At 32.2% G+C, this 15,356-nt stretch carries 14 protein-coding genes; 6 read left to right on the forward strand and 8 right to left on the reverse strand.

Translation table 11 applies throughout. From position 1 onward, the window contains the following. The first annotated feature begins 43 nt into the window (after positions 1-43). Together ACY3JJ_RS03185 and ACY3JJ_RS03190 are read left to right on the forward strand one after the other, a co-directional pair. Positions 44-184: a hypothetical protein gene (locus ACY3JJ_RS03185; protein ID WP_463092347.1), complete on the forward strand. Its 141-nt coding sequence runs from the start codon at positions 44-46 to the stop codon at positions 182-184. Continuing rightward, a complete protein-coding gene (locus ACY3JJ_RS03190) occupies positions 165-395 on the forward strand; it encodes a toxin-antitoxin system TumE family protein (RefSeq protein ID WP_463092348.1) in 231 nt (76 codons plus the stop codon). Before ACY3JJ_RS03185 ends, ACY3JJ_RS03190 begins: the two co-directional genes overlap by 20 nt. Positions 396-555: 160 nt before the next feature. On the opposite strand, the gene hepT is transcribed toward ACY3JJ_RS03190, so the two are convergent. Both hepT and ACY3JJ_RS03200 read right to left on the reverse strand, forming a co-directional pair. Next, a complete protein-coding gene (hepT, locus tag ACY3JJ_RS03195) occupies positions 556-981 on the reverse strand; it encodes a type VII toxin-antitoxin system HepT family RNase toxin (protein WP_463092349.1) in 426 nt (141 codons plus the stop codon). Then, the gene (locus tag ACY3JJ_RS03200; RefSeq protein WP_463092350.1) at positions 978-1,418 is read right to left on the reverse strand and encodes a nucleotidyltransferase domain-containing protein; all 441 of its coding nucleotides are present in this window, start codon (positions 1,416-1,418) and stop codon (positions 978-980) included. Before ACY3JJ_RS03200 ends, hepT begins: the two co-directional genes overlap by 4 nt. Before the next feature lie 710 nt (positions 1,419-2,128). Between ACY3JJ_RS03200 and ACY3JJ_RS03205 the strand changes: the two genes are divergently transcribed. Genes ACY3JJ_RS03205 through ACY3JJ_RS03215 form a run of 3 tightly spaced genes read left to right on the forward strand, consistent with a single transcriptional unit; the run spans position 2,129 to position 7,288 of the window. Further along, positions 2,129-3,562 (forward strand): SLBB domain-containing protein, encoded by a 1,434-nt coding sequence (locus ACY3JJ_RS03205; protein WP_463092351.1) that lies wholly within the window; start codon positions 2,129-2,131, stop codon positions 3,560-3,562. Between the two features lie 11 nt (positions 3,563-3,573). Further along, positions 3,574-6,498, forward strand: a complete 2,925-nt coding sequence (locus ACY3JJ_RS03210; RefSeq protein ID WP_463092352.1) for an SLBB domain-containing protein — start codon at positions 3,574-3,576, stop codon at positions 6,496-6,498. A gap of 28 nt (positions 6,499-6,526) precedes the next feature. Then, positions 6,527-7,288, forward strand: a complete 762-nt coding sequence (locus ACY3JJ_RS03215) for an alpha/beta hydrolase (protein WP_463092353.1) — start codon at positions 6,527-6,529, stop codon at positions 7,286-7,288. On the opposite strand, the gene ACY3JJ_RS03220 is transcribed toward ACY3JJ_RS03215, so the two are convergent. From ACY3JJ_RS03220 to ACY3JJ_RS03230, 3 genes are all read right to left on the reverse strand, one after another. Further along, on the reverse strand, positions 7,285-7,983 hold the full coding sequence (locus ACY3JJ_RS03220) for an SOS response-associated peptidase (RefSeq protein ID WP_463092354.1): 699 nt from the start codon (positions 7,981-7,983) through the stop codon (positions 7,285-7,287). The genes ACY3JJ_RS03215 and ACY3JJ_RS03220 overlap by 4 nt on opposite strands. A 105-nt stretch (positions 7,984-8,088) precedes the next feature. Continuing rightward, positions 8,089-8,958 carry a PorV/PorQ family protein gene (locus ACY3JJ_RS03225; protein WP_463092355.1) on the reverse strand — a complete coding sequence of 290 codons (870 nt, stop codon included), beginning with the start codon at positions 8,956-8,958 and terminating at the stop codon, positions 8,089-8,091. A gap of 40 nt (positions 8,959-8,998) precedes the next feature. Continuing rightward, positions 8,999-12,079, reverse strand: coding sequence for a M6 family metalloprotease domain-containing protein (locus tag ACY3JJ_RS03230; protein WP_463092356.1), 3,081 nt, complete (start codon positions 12,077-12,079; stop codon positions 8,999-9,001). A gap of 96 nt (positions 12,080-12,175) precedes the next feature. Here ACY3JJ_RS03230 and ACY3JJ_RS03235 point away from each other — a divergent pair, with 96 nt between their 5' ends. Continuing rightward, positions 12,176-12,763, forward strand: a complete 588-nt coding sequence (locus tag ACY3JJ_RS03235) for a hypothetical protein (RefSeq protein ID WP_463092357.1) — start codon at positions 12,176-12,178, stop codon at positions 12,761-12,763. Here the strand turns inward: ACY3JJ_RS03235 and ACY3JJ_RS03240 are convergent. From ACY3JJ_RS03240 to ACY3JJ_RS03250, 3 genes are read right to left on the reverse strand one after another with little or no spacing between them, the layout of a single operon-like run. After that, positions 12,747-13,616: a damage-control phosphatase ARMT1 family protein gene (locus ACY3JJ_RS03240; protein ID WP_463092358.1), complete on the reverse strand. Its 870-nt coding sequence runs from the start codon at positions 13,614-13,616 to the stop codon at positions 12,747-12,749. The two genes, ACY3JJ_RS03235 and ACY3JJ_RS03240, sit on opposite strands and share 17 nt — an antisense overlap. A 59-nt stretch (positions 13,617-13,675) precedes the next feature. Continuing rightward, entirely contained in the window at positions 13,676-14,854 is a 1,179-nt protein-coding gene (gene csx2, locus ACY3JJ_RS03245) for a TIGR02221 family CRISPR-associated protein (protein ID WP_463092359.1), read from the reverse strand. Between the two features lie 4 nt (positions 14,855-14,858). Beyond that, complete coding sequence (locus ACY3JJ_RS03250; protein ID WP_463092360.1) at positions 14,859-15,356, reverse strand: TM1812 family CRISPR-associated protein; 498 nt, start codon at positions 15,354-15,356, stop codon at positions 14,859-14,861.

Here is a 15,356-nt window from a genome sequence, read left to right on the forward strand (position 1 = left end):
CTCAGAGATATCATAGAAACAGAATATAGTGACATTGTAGAGTATGTATCATTTACCTGATATAAATGAGACAAGAGTTTTCTTAATAGATAGTAGTTTATTGGATATATGGTTTTCTCTTAAGTTAGTGGGAAGATATTCATATCATTGGGAGAGAAGGTTTATTGATAATTCTATATATTAGGCATGATAATGCACCTCATAGAAATTGGGAGAAAATAAAGACTTTCCCAAAACATTTTCATAATGGTTCAGAGGAAGATGTAATTGAGAGCTATATTTCAGATGATCCTGAGGAGGCAATTAGGGATTTTTTAAATTTTATAAGAGATAAGATACTGAAAAAGAATGATTTAGGTATTGATTATGGGAATATTTCAGAAAAGAAAGATTAGGATATTTCGTTTCAAAGATAATAAAGAAGATGTTAAAGATTGTTTTTAGAAGAAAAGATAAAAAATAAATATTCACACAAAATAAGAGACAGATTATTTTGAGAGAAGCCTTATAAATGGAAAAGAAAAATTGGATATCTTTAACTTAGGAAGCTTAACTTTAAAATTTAGGTAAATACTCCTTAACAGAGAGAACAAAATTTTCTATATCTTTAAGATCTGATTTTATTATTTGATATAGCTCTTTATCGCTAACTAAATGATACATATGGACTAATCTATTTCTATATCCTGCCATTTGAATTAGTTTTTCTCCTAACTTTTTGTCTATTACTCCTATTTCTACTAATCCTTTAGCAATAGATTTATATTCTGAGGAAAGATCTATATATCCACTTTTTGATAAGATATGCCGTCCTATATCAAAAATGGCTTCTAAAGTTCTTCTTAGGAAACTTTCACAAGCTGCAGTATAAAGATTTTGAGATAAAAAAGTTTCCTCATCTAATTCAGCTAATTTATATAGTTCTTTTAGAAATGAGTTTATCATTAATAATCTTTCATTTATAAAATTCTTATTTATCATTTTTTAACCTTGTATTTTTCTAATGCTTCCTCATAGAATTTATCTAACACATATTTAAAATCTGCTGATTTTCTCAGTATCATCGTTTCATAATTTTCTTTAAAATCCTCAGAGATGCTGTATACACATATTCCCTTTATAGCTTCAAACTGGAAAACTGAATGGCATTCCTGAAGAAAAGCTAAATCCAATTTGTAGGGTTTAAATATATCTTCCATTTCATTATATATATTTGAATACAGTTTGTATCTTTCTGGTATATCATCAATATTTTTATTAAATACTATTCCTACATCTATATCTGCCAATGGATCTTTTATTTTTACCTCTTCATTTTTTAAAATCTTTAATGCATTATCTTTCTGACTTCCAAAAAGATAGCAAAGGGCAATATTATATTTTTTACAAATCTTTATAAGCTCTTGAAGTTTATCCATAATAATATTCTCCTCAATTAGATTATATCATAAACGGACCTTGTTGAATTGAGAGGATTAAAAGGAAGATTTAGTTTCTCCCTGTTGCCTCACATAATATTCTATATGAATATAAATTTTATCCAATCTCTTTTCATCCCTCTTTTTATCACTGCTGGCTTTAAATTTTTATGCTTTTTCATTAACTTATTCTTAAATTTCTCCTTTTCCAAGAAACTTTTGCTATAGAATTTCTAATTCCTTTTTCTCCCATAATATCAAGAGAAGGAAAAGTAATTTTTCTCTAATCTCTTTTAAGGTAATAAATACCCAAGCTTGTGCTTCCTACATGGCATAGCTCATATCTGTTATATTTAGTGTATAGCCAAAATATCTTTTTACTTCTACTCTAAATGCTATAATTTTCCCTTTAGCTTTAGAGACAAAAGTCTTGGAATGATTTCTTAAGACAAAAGTAGTAAATTCATTAAAAATAAGAGTGCTTTCTTTTTTAGATATCTTTATAACTTTCTCTAATTACAGGCTTTCTTTCTTTGAGATTAATAGTCATGATGTTAGCTTCTAATTTTATTGATTTCTTTCATTTTAAAAAAATCCTTCCTTTTATTTCAAAATTTTCAAGTATGTTTTTTGTAATGCATTTTGTTCTCTAAATTTATTTGATTTTTTATGTTAAAATAAAGAGAAAATATAATAGTTGGGGGATAAAGATGAGGAAAATATTTATTTTGATTATACTGGGAATGTTTTATTTACTTTCAATTACCTTAGCCCAAACCTATACAACCTCAAGGTTATCTTCAGATGTATTCTTTGGAAGACCCATAAACCCTGATAAATATGTTCTTGGGGTTGGAGATAAATTAAGAGTTTATATTCTGAAAGAGACAGGAGAGCCAGAAATATATGAGCTTTTTGTTTCTCCAACTGGATCTATAAATCTCCTTGTGGCTGGAAGTATCAAAGTTGCTGGTTTAACTCTGGTAGAAGCAACTAAAGAGGTTTCAAGAAAGATTTTAGCTTATTATCCAAGAAGTAGAGTAGAACTTGAGCTTATATTACCAAGATATGTAAAAATATCTGTAACTGGTGAGGTAGTAAGTCCTGGTTCATATTTTGTTTCTGCTATGAGTACTCTTGATGATGTGATAAAGGTTGCTGGAGGTTTGAAATCTTCTGCTTCTACGAGAAATATACAGATAAAAAGAGGAAATAATATTATTTCAATAGATTATTTGAAATATGTAAAATTTGGGGATGAAAAGGAAAATCCTGATATTAAAGAGGGAGATATAATATATGTACCTATTGTTAAAAAAATAGTAAAGGTTTTTGGAGAAGTACAAAATCCGGGGATGGTAGAAATAGAAGAGGGTGAGATGTTAAGGGATATAATAAATATAGTTGGTGGATTTACCCCTAATGCAGATCTATTTTCAGCTTATGTGGAGAGACAGGGAAAAGATAAAAAGGAGATTATTTCAGTTAATTTATACAAATTGATTTATGAAAAAGATGAAAAAGAAAATATTGTTTTAAATGAGGGAGATACATTGGTAGTTCCAGAAAGAGCAAATAGGGTTTATGTACTTGGTTATGTTCAAAATCCTAAATCTTTTATAATTAGAGAAGGTACTTCTGAAAGAGCAACTTATACTTCTCAAATTCTAGAAGAGATTAGTGAAAATACAAAAGTGAGTGAGTTAATAAGAATGGCAGGAGGAATACTTACTGTAGGAAGCCAAAGAAAGATTCAAGTAATAAGGGATAATAAGTTGATAAAAGAGATAGATCTTTTTAAAGTTTTGATAAAAGGAGATACAGAAGAAGAAAATATAAAGATAGTGCCTGGAGATATCATCTATGTACCATTAAAAGAGAAGACTGTAAGAGTGCTTGGAGAAGTTAAGGTGCCCGGTATGTATGAAATAAAGACAGGGGAGAGGATTGTGGATTTAATAGAGATGGCAGGAGGATTTACAGTAAGGGCTGATATTAAGAATATCATAATTGAAAGGTACATAACAGAGAAAAAGCGAATAATTAATTTAGATCTTTCTAAATATTATAAAGATAAAGATGAGAGTGTTAATATTCTTCTTGAAGATGGAGATGTAATAAATATTCCTGTGAAGAGTGATTAAGGGGGAAGAAGATGAGAAAGAAAGTCTATTTTTTAGTATTATTCTTTTTAGTTATATTTTTACTATCTTATGCCCAAGAAGGAGCAATTGGAGTAGAAGGTATATATTCTGGAAAGGTTATTGATCCAGAGAAATATCTATTGGGGCCTGGAGATATTCTTAGGGTATACATAATAAGGGAAACAAACGAGACTATGAGTTTTAACTTGGCTGTTTCGCCAACAGGGCATATATTAATTCCTCTTGTAGGAAATATAAAAATATTGAACGTAACCTTAGCGGAAGCGACTCGAGAAATAGCAAAACAACTGATGAGATTTTATCCAAGGTCTAACATTATAGTGGATATTATTAATATAAAAAAGATAAATATTGTTATAACAGGAGAAGTAGTAAATCCAGGTGCATACAGAGTGCTTGCTATAAGTACTCTTGATGATGTGATAAAGGTTGCTGGAGGTTTAAAGTCTTCAGCATCTATGAGAAATATACAGATAAAAAGAGGGGATAAAGTAATTAATATAGACTATATGAGATTTCTGAAATATGGAGATTTGGAACAAAATCCATATATAGAAGAGGGAGACTTTATTTATATTCCGCTAATTGGGAAGAGTGTAAAGATAGTAGGGCAAGTAAGGAATCCAGGTATATATGAGATAAAAGGGGGAGAGAGATTAAAGGATTTAATAGATATGGCAGGAGGATTAACGGCGAGTGCATCATTATATGATGCGGTATTAGATAGGGTAAGTGGGGAGAGGATAGAGCTTAATTTATATAAATTGATATATGGAGATGAGAAGGAGAGAGAAGAGGCGAATATAGAGCTAAGGGATGGAGATGCGATAACCGTACTAAGGGAGCAAAAGAGGGTGTATGTTTTGGGATTTGTAAGGAAGCCAGGGCCGATACAACTTGTAGAAGAGGCGAAGATGGTAGCGGAGGGAGAAGAGGGAGGGGAGGTAGTAGGAGAAGCGATAATGGGAGCGAAGGTAAGTGAGATAATAAGGAGAGCAGGAGGGGTATTGCCGAATGGAAGTACAAGGAACATAGAGATAAGGAAGAGAGGAAAGGAAGGGGATAAAGTAGTAGTGGACTTATATAGGGTACTTGTATTAGGGGAGGAGAGTGAAGAAGATATAAAGGTGAATCCAGGGGATGTGGTATATGTACCACCTATAACAAAGAGTGTAAAGATAGTAGGGCAAGTAAGGAATCCAGGTATATATGAGATAAAAGGAGGAGAGAGATTAAAGGATTTAATAGATATGGCGGGAGGATTAACAGCGAGTGCATCATTATATGATGCGGTATTAGATAGGGTAAGTGGGGAGAGGATAGAGCTTAATTTATATAAATTGATATATGGAGATGAGAAGGAGAGAGAAGAGGCGAATATAGAGCTAAGGGATGGAGATGCGATAACCGTACTAAGGGAGCAAAAGAGGGTGTATGTTTTGGGATTTGTAAGGAAGCCAGGGCCGATACAACTTGTAGAAGAGGCGAAGATGGTAGCGGAGGGAGAAGAGGGAGGGGAGGTAGTAGGAGAAGCGATAATGGGAGCGAAGGTAAGTGAGATAATAAGGAGAGCAGGAGGGGTATTGCCGAATGGAAGTACAAGGAACATAGAGATAAGGAAGAGAGGAAAGGAAGGGGATAAAGTAGTAGTGGACTTATATAGGGTACTTGTATTAGGGGAGAAGAGTGAAGAAGATATAAAGGTGAATCCAGGGGATGTGATATACGTACCACCTATAACAAAGAGTGTAAAGATAGTAGGGCAAGTAAGGAATCCAGGTATATATGAGATAAAAGGAGGAGAGAGATTAAAGGATTTAATAGATATGGCGGGAGGATTAACGGCGAGTGCATCATTATATGATGCGGTATTAGATAGGGTAAGTGGGGAGAGGATAGAGCTTAATTTATATAAATTGATATATGGAGATGAGAAGGAGAGAGAAGAGGCGAATATAGAGCTAAGGGATGGAGATGCGATAACCGTACTAAGGGAACAAAAGAGGGTGTATGTTTTGGGATTTGTAAGAAAGCCAGGGCCGATACAACTTGTAGAAGAGGCGAAGATGGTAGCGGAGGGAGAAGAGGGAGGGGAGGTAGTAGGAGAAGCGATAATGGGAGCGAAGGTAAGTGAGATAATAAGGAGAGCAGGAGGGGTATTGCCGAATGGAAGTACAAGGAATATAGAGATAAGGAAAGGAGGAAGAGAGGACAACAAAGTAGTAGTAGACTTATATAGGGTACTTGTATTAGGGGAGAAGAGTGAAGAAGATATAAAGGTGAATCCAGGGGATGTGATATACGTACCACCTATAACAAAGAGTGTAAAGATAGTAGGGCAAGTAAGGAATCCAGGTATATATGAGATTGTTGCTGGGGATAGAATAAGGGATATTTTGTTAAAAGCAGGAGGAATTACAGAAAAGGCATCAAGAGAGAAGGGTCAATTAGAGAGAGTAGAAAATGGTAAAAAAGTGATTTATGAGTTTAGAGTAGATAATGCTGTAAAGGGAATTGAAAAAGATAATTTAGAACTTGAAGATGGAGATACTATCTATATACCAGAGCAAAGAAGATTAGTTTATGTATTAGGACAGGTCAGCAATCCTGCTGCTTATGAATATAGGGAAGGACGTAGGCTAACTGAATATATCGGTATAGCAGGAGGTTTAAAAGATAGAGCAGATCTTGAAAGAATAGCGGTGGTAAGGGAGATAGATGGTAAAACTCAAGTTATTCCTATTAACATGAATGAAATTATTAATAAAGGAAGAAGTGATTTGGATATTGAAATAAAGGAGAATGATATCATATTTGTACCTGAAGTATTTATAAAAGGTTGGCAAGATATTGTTTCTATTATTTCTGGAATTTTCTATGTCTATACTATAGTAAAGCCTTTTGTGGGGTGGTAAATTGTCAAGATAAAGGGGGCTTTTAAAAATGATTTATTCATTAAAGGAGGGAAATCCAAAGAAGGGATGGGTGGTTATTGTACATGGTCTTGGAGAGCACAGTGGAAGATATAGAAAAATGGTAGAAGATTTTGTAAATATGGGGTATGGAGTTGTTACCTTTGATCATCCGGGGCATGGTAGAAGTGATGGAAAAAGGGGAGATGCTACAATTGAAGAGATTTTAAGTGTAATTGATGAGGTTACTTTTGGTATTCCAAAGTTTCATATTTTTGGACATAGTCTTGGGGGACTTATTGCTGTAAGATATGCTCAAGAAAGGCAAGATAGAATTAAAAGTCTTGTAGTATCTGCTCCTGCCTTAGGAATTAAGGTAGATCCATTGACAAATTTTGTGGCAAGAAGTATTGGTAGGCTTTTCCCACATATTACTATAAATAATAAATTAGATCCCGAGTATTTATCCAGGAATAAAGAAGTAATTAATAAAGTTGCAAACGATCCTCTTATGCATAGTAAAATATCTTTTAGGCTTGGATTAAGTATGATTGAGAATATCAGTTTAGCTCATGAAAAGGCTAAGGATATAAAAGTGCCAACTTTAATTCTTGTCCCTACTGAGGATAGATACGTGGATCCAGATGGGGCAAGAGAATTTTTCAAAAAACTTACCATAGATGATAAGAATTTAATAGAATTTCCAGGTGGATATCATGAACTTTTTGAGGATGAGGAATATAAAGATAGATTTTATAATGCTATCTATGACTGGATAGAGAAACATAATTAAAGATCAAGCTTATTTTGCCTTCCAAAGTAAAAGATTTTTACAGGGTTTATAAGGTCCTCAGAGTCATTTTGAGGATTGTTAACTTTTTTAGATACAGGATATGCTTCCATTTCATCTGCAGGATAAGGTTTTAGAAGAGAAAGAAGTTTATTGACATCTTTTTCTTCTTTATTTACCCATATTTTCTCATCCTCTTTACTTAGTATTACGGGCATTCTTTCATGAATTTCTTTAATCAGTTCGTTTGGTTCTGTTGTTATTATGGTGAATGTTTTAATTGGCTTTCCTTCTGGACTAATCCAAATATCATAGATCCCTGCAAAGGCAAAAAGAGATTTATCTTTCATTTTTATGTAATAAGGTATTTTTTCTTTGCCCACTTTTTTCCATTCATAAAATCCGTCAGAAGGTACTAAGCAACGTCTCTTTAAAAAGGAATCTTTAAACATGGCCTTTTCAAGAAGGGATTCTGCTCTTGCATTTATAGGTCTTTCTTTTGGTATTTCTTTTGCCCAGTGAGTTATAAATCCCCATGTCATTTCTTCTAATTTATTAGGACTTTCTTGAAAAACTATTGGTACGGGTTGATCAGGTGAAATATTATATCTTTTTCTTAAATTAATTTCACCTAAAACTTTTACATCAAATCTCTCAGGTATTTTTTCTACTTGTATAAGGGTAAATCTACCACACATAAATTATCTCCTTATGATCTTTTTATAAAAATTGTAGCATATTTATATAAAATAAAAAGGCCTCCCCTTTATGGGAGGCCTTTTCTTTATCTATTATTAAAAGTTTTAATATTTTAATGAGAGCCCGAAAATATGTTGGTTAGAAAGGTCTTTTGAATACAAGAAGGCGTAATCAAACTGGATTTTATTAAGATTAAGTCCTATCCCTATACTGAAGGTGTTTTTCTCGCCATTATATCCTGTTCTGAAAAGTACAGGTATTCCAGGTATTTTTATTTCTGATCCTATGTGCAATCTTTGATAAAAGTACATTTTCTCATATAGAGATACATCCAATGCGAGGGTTAATAGTACCGATTTAAGGTCTAAAATTAAAGCAGTACCTAAAACTAAGTCTTCCTTTCCTACCGATTCTATTGTTCCAGTACTCCACTTAAGATAGCTTATGGGATTGTACCAACAAGCACCTACTTTTAACATATTATTAACTTCATATATGGCTCCAAAATCAAATCCAAAACCTGTAGCTTTGGCAGTATCAAGGGTAGCTGAATAAAAATGTCCTCTAAAGCCTAGGCTTAAGTTGGGAAGAATTTTTCTTGCAATATTTAAGCTTATTGCATTTTCTTGAAATGGGAAAAGGAGTTCTTCCTCATTTGTAATTCCTTTGCTTTCTAAACCAGCTCCTACTATTGTCCCATTTATATTCAATCCTGCTCCAATAAATTCTACTCTTGTATATCCTTGTGGTATTTGTAAGTGGCTAAATCCAATTGTTACTATATCTATATTTGTAAGTCCAGCAGGATTATAAACTAAACCGCCTAAGTCATCTGAAATAGCTACATAGGTTTCACCTATACCAGCTGATCTTGCATTAAGAATAATGGGGGAGAAAGCTCCCCCTGTACTACTTGCAAAGGCATAAGATAAGAGAAACAATCCAATTATACTTATTAAAATTATTTTTTTCATAACCTTTGTCCTCCCTTATATCCTATCAAATTAGACAAGATTATTTCAATATACCTATAAATCTGTTTATTCTTACTTCACCCTGATCTGATTTTGCCACAATTTGGAATAGATATAGACCATTCTTTAACGTTTGACCTTTCCAATTTACTCCATCCCACAAGATGCTATAATTGCCAGCTGGCAAGTATCCTAAATCTCTTTCATAAAGTTTAACGCCAGAAAGATCGTAAACTATAAATTTTACATTAGCATTTTGGGTTATATTAAAGAAAATTTCAGCAGGACCTTCTTTAGGGTTGAAGGATTTAGTGAATTTTGTGACATTTAAGATAGATAAAGGTAAAGAGGAAGGTATAGTTGTGTAAGAACTTATTTTAGTAGTGTTATTTAGCTCATCCTTAGCAATTATTTCTATTAAATATCTTCCGTATGGTTGAATAGCTCCACTTTCATCTTTTCCGTCCCATGTATATTGATAGGTACCGTTTATAACCTTTGTATTGTTTTCTAAGGTCTTAATTAACATATTCTTTTGGCCATTAATTGTACTGTAAACTTTTATTGTTAAGTAGGAATAGCCTATTTCATCTGATACTGTTATATTTATATTGCAATTTTCATTCTTTGAAGGATCAAATACGGAAGTTGCTGTAGCAGTTATGCTTGGAGGATTTGTAAGTAAATCTTTAACTTTTTTCATTATTGTTCCAGATACTGATGGATCAACTCCTTCTAAACCAAAGGCTAAATACACTACTCCGAAATGTTTATCTGGATCTATATAATATAAGCCTGCTGTACCTGATGAGGCTGTAACCTTGTTAACAATGGATGGTGATTTCTTAACCTTTATTTTCTCTGGTATTTTAATTTCAGGCATTATAGGTGATGGTGAAATATTAGGATCGTACATAAAAATAGGTACTGCTCCTTCTAATGGGTCAATTTCATCAAGATATACTTGGTTCATAGCAGAGTCTCTTGTATTAATATTAAAAGAGATATTTGAAAATGGAGTATTACTTAAACCTTTTACAGAATATATACCCACATCATCTTGTACAAATTCTGCTTTTAAATATTGATTATAGAATTTAGGATCAATATAACCTGCATAGTATCCCCATCCAAGATCTTGACTTGATATAAGTAATTTTCCTCCATTATCTAAATATCTCATTATTTCCTCTTGTATAGAGGGATCGTATATGGCTCCCCAATCTCCAGCCCATACTACAAAATTGAATAATGCCATATCATCTGCTGATGGTACGGCATTATCATTAAATACATCTATTATAAAGTAGTTTATATTCGCGTCTATTAAACTTTTCTCAATATATGGAGCTATACCATATTCTCCTCCGTCATCGGATACTAGTAAGGCTTCAAGAGTTGTTGGGGTTGTGAAGGATTTAGTTGTCCATGGAGAGTAACCTATAGAGTTTTTAGATCTTACCCTTACATAATAAGTGGTTCCTGGATATAAGGTTTCCTCAAGGGTTGGTCTGTATTCAGTTTTGTCTGTAGTTATATCAATAATTATCTTTTCAAAGTTTGGATCTTCTGCTACTTGAAGTTGGCTTTCTGTACTATTTGGAGCTACCCATTTAAAGAGTGGTCTTAAAGTGTTTGGATTCTCATTTAGCCAAGCAAAATGGGATATAAATGTTGGTGCAGATGGTACAGCCTCTTGCTTAACAGCTATATCACAAATAATATTTTCTCCTGAAACTGAGATATTTCTTACAGCGACTCCTGTGGGAATTTCTCCATAAGCATTGCTGTTTGGTGTGCTATTAGCGTCAAAGGTTGTATTTCCTGTAGATCCAGGATATGGATGTCCAGAATTTCCAGAAGATGCTCTTTTTTCAAGCTGCCATAAGCCATTTGCCTGTTCAAGAGCTACAAGATAATGTAATGTAGGATCAAGTCCTGGATACCACTCAACATCATTTTGATAATTTCTCATTTTTTCATCAACATGGTAAATAAGAAGTCCAAAGCCTCTTAAGAAACGATCAAATCCTATGGCTTGTCTATTTTCCAATAAGAAATATTGAGGACCTTCTTCTCCATCAGTCCAAAGTTTATATACTACTGGTTCTTTTTCAACAGGTGGAATTGTAACATTAGTCAAATTATCTTTTGGTACAATTGGTGTAACCCATCCAAGCTGGATTTTACTCCATGCATCAAAGTGAGAGGGTCCACCACCAAGGGTAAATCCCCCAGGTCCTACTGGACCATTCCATGATCCTCCTGCCATAAGACTCCATCTTCCGAGTCCCAGTGAAGAGTAATCTCTATCATATAGATCTGGAAGTTTACCAAATGCATGCCCCATTTCATGAACGAATACTCCTACTGTTTGAGGGACTATGACGGGATTTCCAAGAGAGTCATAATCTAACATATATTCTGGCTGAATGGTATATCTTACCGGAACTCTTTGCCCATTTATAGTTACGTATACTGCAGAGGCATGAGACCATATATCGTTGGGATCTCCTGACCATTCAGCTCCTTGTCCAGAATGGATAATAAAGATTACATCGTAGTTTCTCAAATCATAACCACTATCCACTGTATGTTGTAAAACTTCCTGAACTAATACAAAGACTCCTCCGTTAAAACCATTATTTTCATCATTTATATATGTGGTGTAGGTATATTTTGCTGTATACCATGGAAGTACGGTGGCTGTTATATTAAATTGGTTATATGAATTTTCTAAATAAAACTCTTTTACGCTTCCTACATTATATGGATTGATAGTACTCCAATCTGCACCTTCGCTATTAAAAAGGATATTAAAGTAGTTTGAAGGAATAACATCGTCTGGTTGTTTAGGCTTATCTGTAAATTCTACTGGGATAACAATAGCCTTCCCTATACCTTGAGCCTTTTCGATAGTTCCATAAATTCTTGTTCCTTGTGGAATACTTTCGGGTGTTACTTCAGGAAGTTTTGGTATCTCAACTTTCTTTTCTAAAAGTTTTTCATGAGGTGGCATTATGTGTATTTTGGTGATTGGGAAAGAGTGGGCAAAGGTAAATGTAAATAAGAGTAATAAGAAGATGATAGTTGTTAATAGAATTGATATACCCCTTCGCATCTTGAACCTCCCTCATTTATTTTAAAATTCCAACGTTAATTATTATATAATAAAATTATGGTTTTTGGGCTTGTGAAATTAAGGGGGTATGAAGAAATGAATACAACAAGATTCTTAGTTATGATTTTGAGTGTCTTTTTTCTTTGGGAATATACCTTTGCCCAAAGTATGCCGATTATTGAAAATAAAAGTTTGATTTTGGCAAGAGTAAAAAGTGTAATCTTAGGTAAATTTCCATATGTAGAGTTAGTGTTGGAAGTATTAGAAAGTAGATCAGTAGAAGGGTATAAAAATTTTGTTAAGAAAGGAGACTTGATTTTAGCTGTTCCCTATTCTTTGAAAAATATAGATCCTAAAGTTTTGTTTCTTCATGAAAATAGAAATCTACTTTTATGTTACTACTTGAGACCTTTAGATCTTATTTATGCTACCATAGAGCTTGTAGGAGATGAAAGAGGATCAGGCTATGTAATAAGAGAAGTGGAAAGGGTGGGCGAGGTTTCGAAGGATAATATCAAGGATATAGTTAAAGATTATTTGAAGGTTAAAGGAATAATAAAGGAAGAAGATATTCAACTAGAGGTGGAAGAAAAAAATAATTGTTATTTTGTAAAGGTCTTTGTGGGAAATAAAGTATATAATTTAGTTTTAGATAGATCTCTTGCTATTATCTCTTTTGATTAGCCTTTTCGTATAAAAATACTGAATCACCTTCATCTACACCTAAATTCTTTGCTACAATTTCACATTTTGCCTTAAGAAGGAAGAAAATGTTATAACCTCTTCCTTCTAAACTTTCATAGTTTGCTTGTCCTTTTGATATGATTAATTTTGCATTATAAAAGATATCTTGATATTCATTGGATCCAAGCTCAGGTGGCTTTCCTACAGATCCTGATCCTGTGGTAATTACTTTAGAGTACTTATTAAGTCCAACCTCTAATGCATCTTCAAGTATGGCATCATTTATTATAGGATATTCATTTACCACACTTATGATAATTTTTGTTTTAGATAACTCCTCTATTAGAATTCTATCAAACACTATTTCACCAGCGTTGTCCAAAAGGTAAAGAATCTCGTCTATTTTTTCCAATTCTTGTTTGAAGTAATGATAATGATCTATAGCAAGAGGTGTATTTATGATATCTTTAATATATTCCCTTAAATTTAATTTGGATATATCAAGAATGCCAAGATCAATAATATTTCCTGCTATAGCAACCTTTATAGCTGTATAAAGAGGATCTTCAGAAGTTTCTACAATATTTTTTAGAGTATCATATAGCTTAAGGGCTAAGTTATTATAATGTTTCTTTTCCTCATAATAGGGGTCTTTAAGATCTGCCATCTCATAGATTTTTTTAAATGTAAGATAAGTGTTATAGGCTGGTGATTCTGTAGGAGATAAAGTAGATATATACTCAGCAGCTTTTCTTATTATTTCGGTCTTTTTTTCTTCAGATAAATTGGATCTTTTTAATGCAGAAAGAGCTTGTTTTAGAAAACATGGATAACAATCTAATTTTGTCCACATAGCATTTATTTTTTACTTAATTATGAGATAAAAGTCAATTAAAGTAATTTTAAAGAAGATTATTTTTTAAGTTTTTCATAAAGAATTAATGATGATTTGAAAAGTTCAGAAAATTTTTCTTTATCTTTTATATGTTGATATAAAGAGGAGTCTCTTATATTTCCATGTACAGCACTATTTCTTACTCCTTCTAAAATTTTAAAATTATCTTGCATCCATTTTTCTTTTATTATTTGTGGAATTTTATCTCTTAAGAATTCTTTTCTGTTGGGTATATCATGAATTTTAGTAATCCCTAATCTTTTTAGCATGCGTATAGTTATAGCTTCATATATCAAAATGAGACTTTTCAGATATTGATTTTTCTCAAAAAAATATTTTGCTCTTTCTATCATTCGATCTTCTAATAGTTCTTTTTCAAGAAGAGGCTGTAGTTCTTTCTTTATATTCTCTGCGCATAACATTTTATAGCTGTCTTTAATATTATTCAACTTTGCGATAATTTCTTTCAATTCTTTTTGGGGTCTCCAGTTCATCTCTATTTGAAAATATGTATTTTCCGTATTTTGAATACCAAGATTTTTAAGGATTTCTGGAAAATAGCCTGAATATTTATAAATTTCGTAAGATGTGGTCAATTTGAATAATTCATTTATAAAATCTATTTTTATGACAGGTGCTTCGTCTCCTTTCATTTCCAGGGCTCCATAATATATATCTAAGTCCACGATCTTTTTAAAATTTTTTATGTACATTATAGAGAAACTAAGGATAAATGGCATAAATCTATAACCATGGGTAATATCCAATATTATGTAAAGCCCGTCATCAGGGAGATTTTTTATTAAAAATTCTACATAAAATTTGTAATCTAAAGGATCTATATTTATTAGCTCTATACCTGGTATATAGTTAGAAAGTTTTTCTTGCCACTCGTTTAGAGTGTTTTTCGATATTCCAGATCTTTCTTCATCCCATACTTTATAATATAGTTCTTCTAGATTATTTTTATAATCTTCATCTATAGTATCGATAATTTCAGACCACGACGATTTGTCTGTTCCAAGGATATACCACTTATCTATATTCTTCTCATTAAATAAGTATCGATAAAGAGCAGATCCAAAAAAAGCAGTCTCGAAGGTTTGTCCATTCTCAAATTTATATTTTGTCTTTATGTACCCTTTTCCACTTTGATTTCTACCAATTCCTATGATAGAAAGAAGTATGTTTTTCATTTTTTTATGTGTAAACTTTTAAAAAGTCTTTTATGTAATCTTCTATTTTTTTCTTATGATCTTTGTCAAGAATTTCTCCTAATTTGTAAGATAATCTTAAATTTTTATAATCTTGATCTATAAATTCGTATAGTAGTCCAGCATGAGCATTAAAATTTCTTTCTAAATTTGAAGAAGGGTATTTTCTTTCTTTTTCGCCTTTTTCAAATATCTTTTTGAAATTTTCCAATTCATTATCTAGTAATGTATATGCACTGGTTTCTTTAAAATGATTTCTGATTATTTTTTCATTAAAGTCTCTTAGTGTTTCTATTTTTACCCATTTTCTATGTTCTTCTATATCTATTTTGTTCTCGTATTCCTTATATATTTTATAAAAGGTTTCAAGAAGATAAATGTAGATCCACAAATTTCCCAAAGAGTATTCCATACATAATTTTATTTCTTTAGTATTGTCTTTTTCTATTGAGAAGGTCTCAATTAATTCTTTTATTCTTTTCAA

It is taken from the genome of Dictyoglomus sp. DH (assembly GCF_055181375.1).

What these genes read in the sequence shown, in the direction of transcription:
- ACY3JJ_RS03220 (WP_463092354.1), bottom strand. Translation starts at nt 7,983, where the DNA reads ATGTGTGGTAGATTTACCCTTATACAAGTAGAAAAAATACCTGAGAGA.
- ACY3JJ_RS03225 (WP_463092355.1), bottom strand. Translation starts at nt 8,958, where the DNA reads ATGAAAAAAATAATTTTAATAAGTATAATTGGATTGTTTCTCTTATCT.
- ACY3JJ_RS03215 (WP_463092353.1), top strand. Translation starts at nt 6,527, where the DNA reads ATGATTTATTCATTAAAGGAGGGAAATCCAAAGAAGGGATGGGTGGTT.
- ACY3JJ_RS03185 (WP_463092347.1), top strand. Translation starts at nt 44, where the DNA reads ATGTATCATTTACCTGATATAAATGAGACAAGAGTTTTCTTAATAGAT.
- ACY3JJ_RS03200 (WP_463092350.1), bottom strand. Translation starts at nt 1,418, where the DNA reads ATGGATAAACTTCAAGAGCTTATAAAGATTTGTAAAAAATATAATATT.
- ACY3JJ_RS03205 (WP_463092351.1), top strand. Translation starts at nt 2,129, where the DNA reads ATGAGGAAAATATTTATTTTGATTATACTGGGAATGTTTTATTTACTT.
- ACY3JJ_RS03210 (WP_463092352.1), top strand. Translation starts at nt 3,574, where the DNA reads ATGAGAAAGAAAGTCTATTTTTTAGTATTATTCTTTTTAGTTATATTT.
- hepT (WP_463092349.1), bottom strand. Translation starts at nt 981, where the DNA reads ATGATAAATAAGAATTTTATAAATGAAAGATTATTAATGATAAACTCA.
- ACY3JJ_RS03240 (WP_463092358.1), bottom strand. Translation starts at nt 13,616, where the DNA reads ATGTGGACAAAATTAGATTGTTATCCATGTTTTCTAAAACAAGCTCTT.
- ACY3JJ_RS03235 (WP_463092357.1), top strand. Translation starts at nt 12,176, where the DNA reads ATGAATACAACAAGATTCTTAGTTATGATTTTGAGTGTCTTTTTTCTT.
- ACY3JJ_RS03230 (WP_463092356.1), bottom strand. Translation starts at nt 12,079, where the DNA reads ATGCGAAGGGGTATATCAATTCTATTAACAACTATCATCTTCTTATTA.
- csx2 (WP_463092359.1), bottom strand. Translation starts at nt 14,854, where the DNA reads ATGAAAAACATACTTCTTTCTATCATAGGAATTGGTAGAAATCAAAGT.